Here is a 6,061-nt window from a genome sequence, read left to right on the forward strand (position 1 = left end):
AGAAGTTGAGTTTCTGCAAAAAATTTTTAGTGAAGCGTTAAAAAAGAAGTTGACGCAAATTAAAAAACGCTACATAATCTCATCTCTCTGCTGCTGACAAACAAAACGATTTGCCAGCGACGCAGTTGTCCGAAAGGACGGCAGCGCAGAACAAGATCTTTAAAAATTAACAGTCGATAAGCGTGGGCGTTTAATGAAGTGCGACAGACCTTCGGGTCTGGAAACTTTAAATATTAAATGCTCACAAAGAAATATAGGTAAGAAATTATCTGTCAGTATTTTGAGTGAGTGACCGATTCGAAAGAATCAGCCAGAAATGGCGCAAACAGAGATTAAACTAAAGAGTTTGATCCTGGCTCAGATTGAACGCTGGCGGCATGCCTTACACATGCAAGTCGAACGGCAGCACGGGAGCTTGCTCCTGGTGGCGAGTGGCGAACGGGTGAGTAATATATCGGAACGTGCCCTAGAGTGGGGGATAACTAGTCGAAAGATTAGCTAATACCGCATACGATCTAAGGATGAAAGTGGGGGATCGCAAGACCTCATGCTCGTGGAGCGGCCGATATCTGATTAGCTAGTTGGTGGGGTAAAAGCTCACCAAGGCGACGATCAGTAGCTGGTCTGAGAGGACGACCAGCCACACTGGAACTGAGACACGGTCCAGACTCCTACGGGAGGCAGCAGTGGGGAATTTTGGACAATGGGCGCAAGCCTGATCCAGCAATGCCGCGTGAGTGAAGAAGGCCTTCGGGTTGTAAAGCTCTTTTGTCAGGGAAGAAACGGTAAGGGCTAATATCCTTTACTAATGACGGTACCTGAAGAATAAGCACCGGCTAACTACGTGCCAGCAGCCGCGGTAATACGTAGGGTGCAAGCGTTAATCGGAATTACTGGGCGTAAAGCGTGCGCAGGCGGTTATGTAAGACAGATGTGAAATCCCCGGGCTCAACCTGGGAATTGCATTTGTGACTGCATGGCTAGAGTGTGTCAGAGGGGGGTAGAATTCCACGTGTAGCAGTGAAATGCGTAGATATGTGGAGGAATACCGATGGCGAAGGCAGCCCCCTGGGATAACACTGACGCTCATGCACGAAAGCGTGGGGAGCAAACAGGATTAGATACCCTGGTAGTCCACGCCCTAAACGATGTCTACTAGTTGTCGGGTCTTAATTGACTTGGTAACGCAGCTAACGCGTGAAGTAGACCGCCTGGGGAGTACGGTCGCAAGATTAAAACTCAAAGGAATTGACGGGGACCCGCACAAGCGGTGGATGATGTGGATTAATTCGATGCAACGCGAAAAACCTTACCTACCCTTGACATGGATGGAATCCTGAAGAGATTTAGGAGTGCTCGAAAGAGAACCATCACACAGGTGCTGCATGGCTGTCGTCAGCTCGTGTCGTGAGATGTTGGGTTAAGTCCCGCAACGAGCGCAACCCTTGTCATTAGTTGCTACGAAAGGGCACTCTAATGAGACTGCCGGTGACAAACCGGAGGAAGGTGGGGATGACGTCAAGTCCTCATGGCCCTTATGGGTAGGGCTTCACACGTCATACAATGGTACATACAGAGGGCCGCCAACCCGCGAGGGGGAGCTAATCCCAGAAAGTGTATCGTAGTCCGGATTGGAGTCTGCAACTCGACTCCATGAAGTTGGAATCGCTAGTAATCGCGGATCAGCATGTCGCGGTGAATACGTTCCCGGGTCTTGTACACACCGCCCGTCACACCATGGGAGCGGGTTCTGCCAGAAGTAGTTAGCCTAACCGTAAGGAGGGCGATTACCACGGCAGGGTTCGTGACTGGGGTGAAGTCGTAACAAGGTAGCCGTATCGGAAGGTGCGGCTGGATCACCTCCTTTCTAGAGTGCGCACAGATTTAAGCGTCCACACTTATCGGCTGTAAAACAAAGAACAGTTATTTGGTAGGAAGCGGTTTGAACGCGATTGCTGACAAACTGGCTACTGATACTGATCCAAGCGGGTCTGTAGCTCAGCTGGTTAGAGCACCGTGTTGATAACGCGGGGGTCGTTGGTTCGAGCCCAACCAGACCCACCAACGGTTTCGGGGGTTTAGCTCAGCTGGGAGAGCACCTGCTTTGCAAGCAGGGGGTCGTCGGTTCGATCCCGTCAACCTCCACCAAGATGTCAAACCTAAATCAACGTACAAAGTGCGTGGTGATTTAGGTTTGGTCTTTTAGATCAATAGCTGTTTTTGTTCTTTAACAATCTGGAAGAAGTAAAGAATTCGTCAACGACGAGTGCCAGGGTTTCGATCCTTGCATAAGAAGTTGATGGGTGTGATTGTATCAATCAAAGTATTACGAAGTGATCTTAGCAATTAGAAGACTTACTTTGGCAATACGGCAAACGCTAAACTCAAAAAATTCTATAGCGTCTCTGGCAACAGAGGCTAACGTTATAGGAACAAGTGAATAAGTGCACATGGTGGATGCCTTGGCGATTACAGGCGATGAAGGACGTAGTAGCTTGCGATAAGCTGCGGGGAGCTAGCAAACAAGCTTTGATCCGCAGATTTCCGAATGGGGAAACCCGACCGTAAGGTCATCACTCACTGAATACATAGGTGTGTGAAGCGAACGTGGCGAACTGAAACATCTAAGTAGCTACAGGAAAAGAAATCAACCGAGATTCCCAGAGTAGTGGCGAGCGAAATGGGACCAGCCTGCAAGATTTAGCATTTTTGATAGTAGAACGGAATGGAAAGTCCGGCCATAGAGGGTGATAGCCCCTTATACGAAATCATTAGTGTGGAACTAGGCTTGCGACAAGTAGGGCGGGACACGTGAAATCCTGTCTGAACATGGGGGGACCATCCTCCAAGGCTAAATACTCGTAATCGACCGATAGTGAACCAGTACCGTGAGGGAAAGGCGAAAAGAACCCCGGAAGGGGAGTGAAATAGATCCTGAAACCGTGTGCATACAAACAGTAGGAGCCTCGAAAGGGGTGACTGCGTACCTTTTGTATAATGGGTCAGCGACTTACATTCAGTGGCAAGGTTAACCGAATAGGGAAGCCGTAGAGAAATCGAGTCCGAATAGGGCGTTCAGTCGCTGGGTGTAGACCCGAAACCAAGTGATCTACCCATGGCCAGGTTGAAGGTGCGGTAACACGCACTGGAGGACCGAACCCACTAATGTTGAAAAATTAGGGGATGAGCTGTGGGTAGGGGTGAAAGGCTAAACAAACTTGGAAATAGCTGGTTCTCTCCGAAAACTATTTAGGTAGTGCCTCAAGTATCACCATCGGGGGTAGAGCACTGTTATGGCTAGGGGGTCATCGCGACTTACCAACCCATTGCAAACTCCGAATACCGATGAGTGCGAGCTTGGGAGACAGACGTCGGGTGCTAACGTCCGGCGTCAAGAGGGAAACAACCCAGACCGCCAGCTAAGGTCCCAAAGATTGGCTAAGTGGAAAACGAAGTGGGAAGGCTAAAACAGTCAGGAGGTTGGCTTAGAAGCAGCCATCCTTTAAAGAAAGCGTAATAGCTCACTGATCGAGTCGTCCTGCGCGGAAGATGTAACGGGGCTAAGCCAGTCACCGAAGCTGCGGATATATCTTCGGATATATGGTAGGAGAGCGTTCTGTAAGCCTGTGAAGGTGTCTTGTAAAGGATGCTGGAGGTATCAGAAGTGCGAATGCTGACATGAGTAGCGATAATGCGGGTGAAAAGCCCGCACGCCGTAAGCCCAAGGTTTCCTGTTCAACGTTCATCGGAGCAGGGTGAGTCGGCCCCTAAGGCGAGGCAGAGATGCGTAGCTGATGGGAAGCAGGTTAATATTCCTGCACCGTCGTTAGATGCGATGGGGGGACGGATCGCGGAAGGTTGTCCGGGTGTTGGATGTCCCGGTTTCTGTATCAGAGAAGGCTGTTAGGCAAATCCGGCAGCGTAATTCAAGGGTATGGGACGAGCGAACTTGTTCGCGAAGCAATCGGAAGTGGTTCCAAGAAAAGCCTCTAAGCTTCAGTCTAACGAGACCGTACCGCAAACCGACACAGGTGGGCGAGATGAGTATTCTAAGGCGCTTGAGAGAACTCGGGAGAAGGAACTCGGCAAATTGGTACCGTAACTTCGGGATAAGGTACGCCCTAGTAGTTTGACTGGCCTGCGCCAGGAGGACAAACGGGTTGCAATAAAATGGTGGCTGCGACTGTTTAATAAAAACACAGCACTCTGCAAACACGAAAGTGGACGTATAGGGTGTGACGCCTGCCCGGTGCTGGAAGATTAAATGATGGGGTGCAAGCTCTTGATTGAAGTCCCAGTAAACGGCGGCCGTAACTATAACGGTCCTAAGGTAGCGAAATTCCTTGTCGGGTAAGTTCCGACCTGCACGAATGGCGTAACGATGGCCACACTGTCTCCTCCCGAGACTCAGCGAAGTTGAAATGTTTGTGATGATGCAATCTACCCGCGGCTAGACGGAAAGACCCCATGAACCTTTACTGTAGCTTTGCATTGGACTTTGAACCAATCTGTGTAGGATAGGTGGGAGGCTTTGAAGCGGGGACGCTAGTTCTCGTGGAGCCAACCTTGAAATACCACCCTGGTTTGTTTGAGGTTCTAACCTTGGTCCGTTATCCGGATCGGGGACAGTGCATGGTAGGCAGTTTGACTGGGGCGGTCTCCTCCCAAAGTGTAACGGAGGAGTTCGAAGGTACGCTAGGTACGGTCGGACATCGTGCTAATAGTGCAATGGCATAAGCGTGCTTAACTGCGAGACTGACAAGTCGAGCAGGTACGAAAGTAGGACATAGTGATCCGGTGGTTCTGTATGGAAGGGCCATCGCTCAACGGATAAAAGGTACTCTGGGGATAACAGGCTGATTCCTCCCAAGAGTTCATATCGACGGGGGAGTTTGGCACCTCGATGTCGGCTCATCACATCCTGGGGCTGTAGCCGGTCCCAAGGGTATGGCTGTTCGCCATTTAAAGTGGTACGTGAGCTGGGTTTAAAACGTCGTGAGACAGTTTGGTCCCTATCTGCCGTGGGCGTTGGAAGTTTGAAGGGGGCTGCTCCTAGTACGAGAGGACCGGAGTGGACGAACCTCTGGTGTATCGGTTGTCACGCCAGTGGCATTGCCGAGTAGCTAAGTTCGGAAGAGATAACCGCTGAAAGCATCTAAGCGGGAAACTTGCCTTAAGATGATACTTCCCGGGAACTAGATTCCCCTAAAGGGTCGTTCGAGACCAGGACGTTGATAGGTCAGGTGTGGAAGCGCAGTAATGCGTTAAGCTAACTGATACTAATTGCCCGTGCGGCTTGTTCCTATAACATTAGTTTGTTGTAGATAATGAGCGTAGCGTTGTTTGCCAATTGTGCATCACGCCCAGCAGCTCGCGCATACCGAGCTGCAAAAATCAAAATTTACTTCTTCCCAGATTGCGTTGTTTGATCCTCCCAGCTTTAACGGGAATCAAGTGACACTACAAGTTATGCCTGATGACTATAGCAAGTTGGTACCACCCCTTCCCATCCCGAACAGGACCGTGAAACGACTTCGCGCCGATGATAGTGCTGCAACCAGTGTGAAAGTAGGTCATCGTCAGGCTATTATTTAGAAAACCCCCGTACCTCTTGGTGCGGGGGTTTTTGCTTTGCGCTCCGCATTTTAGATTTACGTGCTTTTTACGGGCACAGCCCCTGAAACTCAGGCTTCACTGCTCAAGATCACCGCGCACGCACACGAAAATGCCCCTCTCCCTTATCTTTTACGGGGGCAGCTTGAGCTCATCACCTGGCGCCGCGCACTATCCGCCCCTGTAAAAACCTCAGTCCAATCAGGCGACGCGACATGCCATCGATGCACGCCTGCGCCACACCACAACACCAAACGCACAACAAAAAGCCGGCTCGCGCCGGCTTCTTCGTTTAACTCTCTTCAACCACACCATTAACTCAGAACTTGTACGCCACCTTCAGCACCGCAAAGTTCACCCCGCCGTTCGGTTGCTTGATCCCTCCGTTCGAAAAATGCTGCAGCTTGATCCCCACATCCACGCCGTTGGTGAACACATAACCCGCACC

At 50.5% G+C, this 6,061-nt stretch carries 1 protein-coding gene, 2 tRNA genes and 3 rRNA genes; 5 read left to right on the forward strand and 1 reads right to left on the reverse strand.

Translation table 11 applies throughout. The annotated features are described in order from the left end of the window. Positions 1 to 334 precede the first annotated feature (334 nt). The 5 genes from PQR62_RS25460 to rrf all read left to right on the forward strand — a co-directional run bounded on the left by PQR62_RS25460 (position 335) and on the right by rrf (position 5,585). A 16S ribosomal RNA gene (locus PQR62_RS25460) occupies positions 335 to 1,867 on the forward strand. A 120-nt stretch (positions 1,868 to 1,987) separates the two neighbouring features. Further along, positions 1,988 to 2,064: transfer RNA gene (locus tag PQR62_RS25465), tRNA-Ile, on the forward strand. An 8-nt stretch (positions 2,065 to 2,072) separates the two neighbouring features. Then, positions 2,073 to 2,148, forward strand: a tRNA-Ala gene (locus tag PQR62_RS25470). 282 nt (positions 2,149 to 2,430) lie between these two features. Beyond that, a 23S ribosomal RNA gene (locus PQR62_RS25475) occupies positions 2,431 to 5,304 on the forward strand. Between the two features lie 168 nt (positions 5,305 to 5,472). Then, a 5S ribosomal RNA gene (rrf, locus tag PQR62_RS25480) occupies positions 5,473 to 5,585 on the forward strand. Together the 16S, 23S and 5S rRNA genes with 2 tRNA genes alongside form the textbook arrangement of a ribosomal RNA operon. Before the next feature lie 347 nt (positions 5,586 to 5,932). Here the strand turns inward: rrf and PQR62_RS25485 are convergent. After that, positions 5,933 to 6,061: acyloxyacyl hydrolase (locus tag PQR62_RS25485; protein ID WP_408160881.1), on the reverse strand; the 129-nt coding region annotated here is incomplete at its 5' end.

It is taken from the genome of Herbaspirillum lusitanum (assembly GCF_046025995.1).
Lineage (GTDB): Bacteria > Pseudomonadota > Gammaproteobacteria > Burkholderiales > Burkholderiaceae_D > Herbaspirillum > Herbaspirillum lusitanum_A.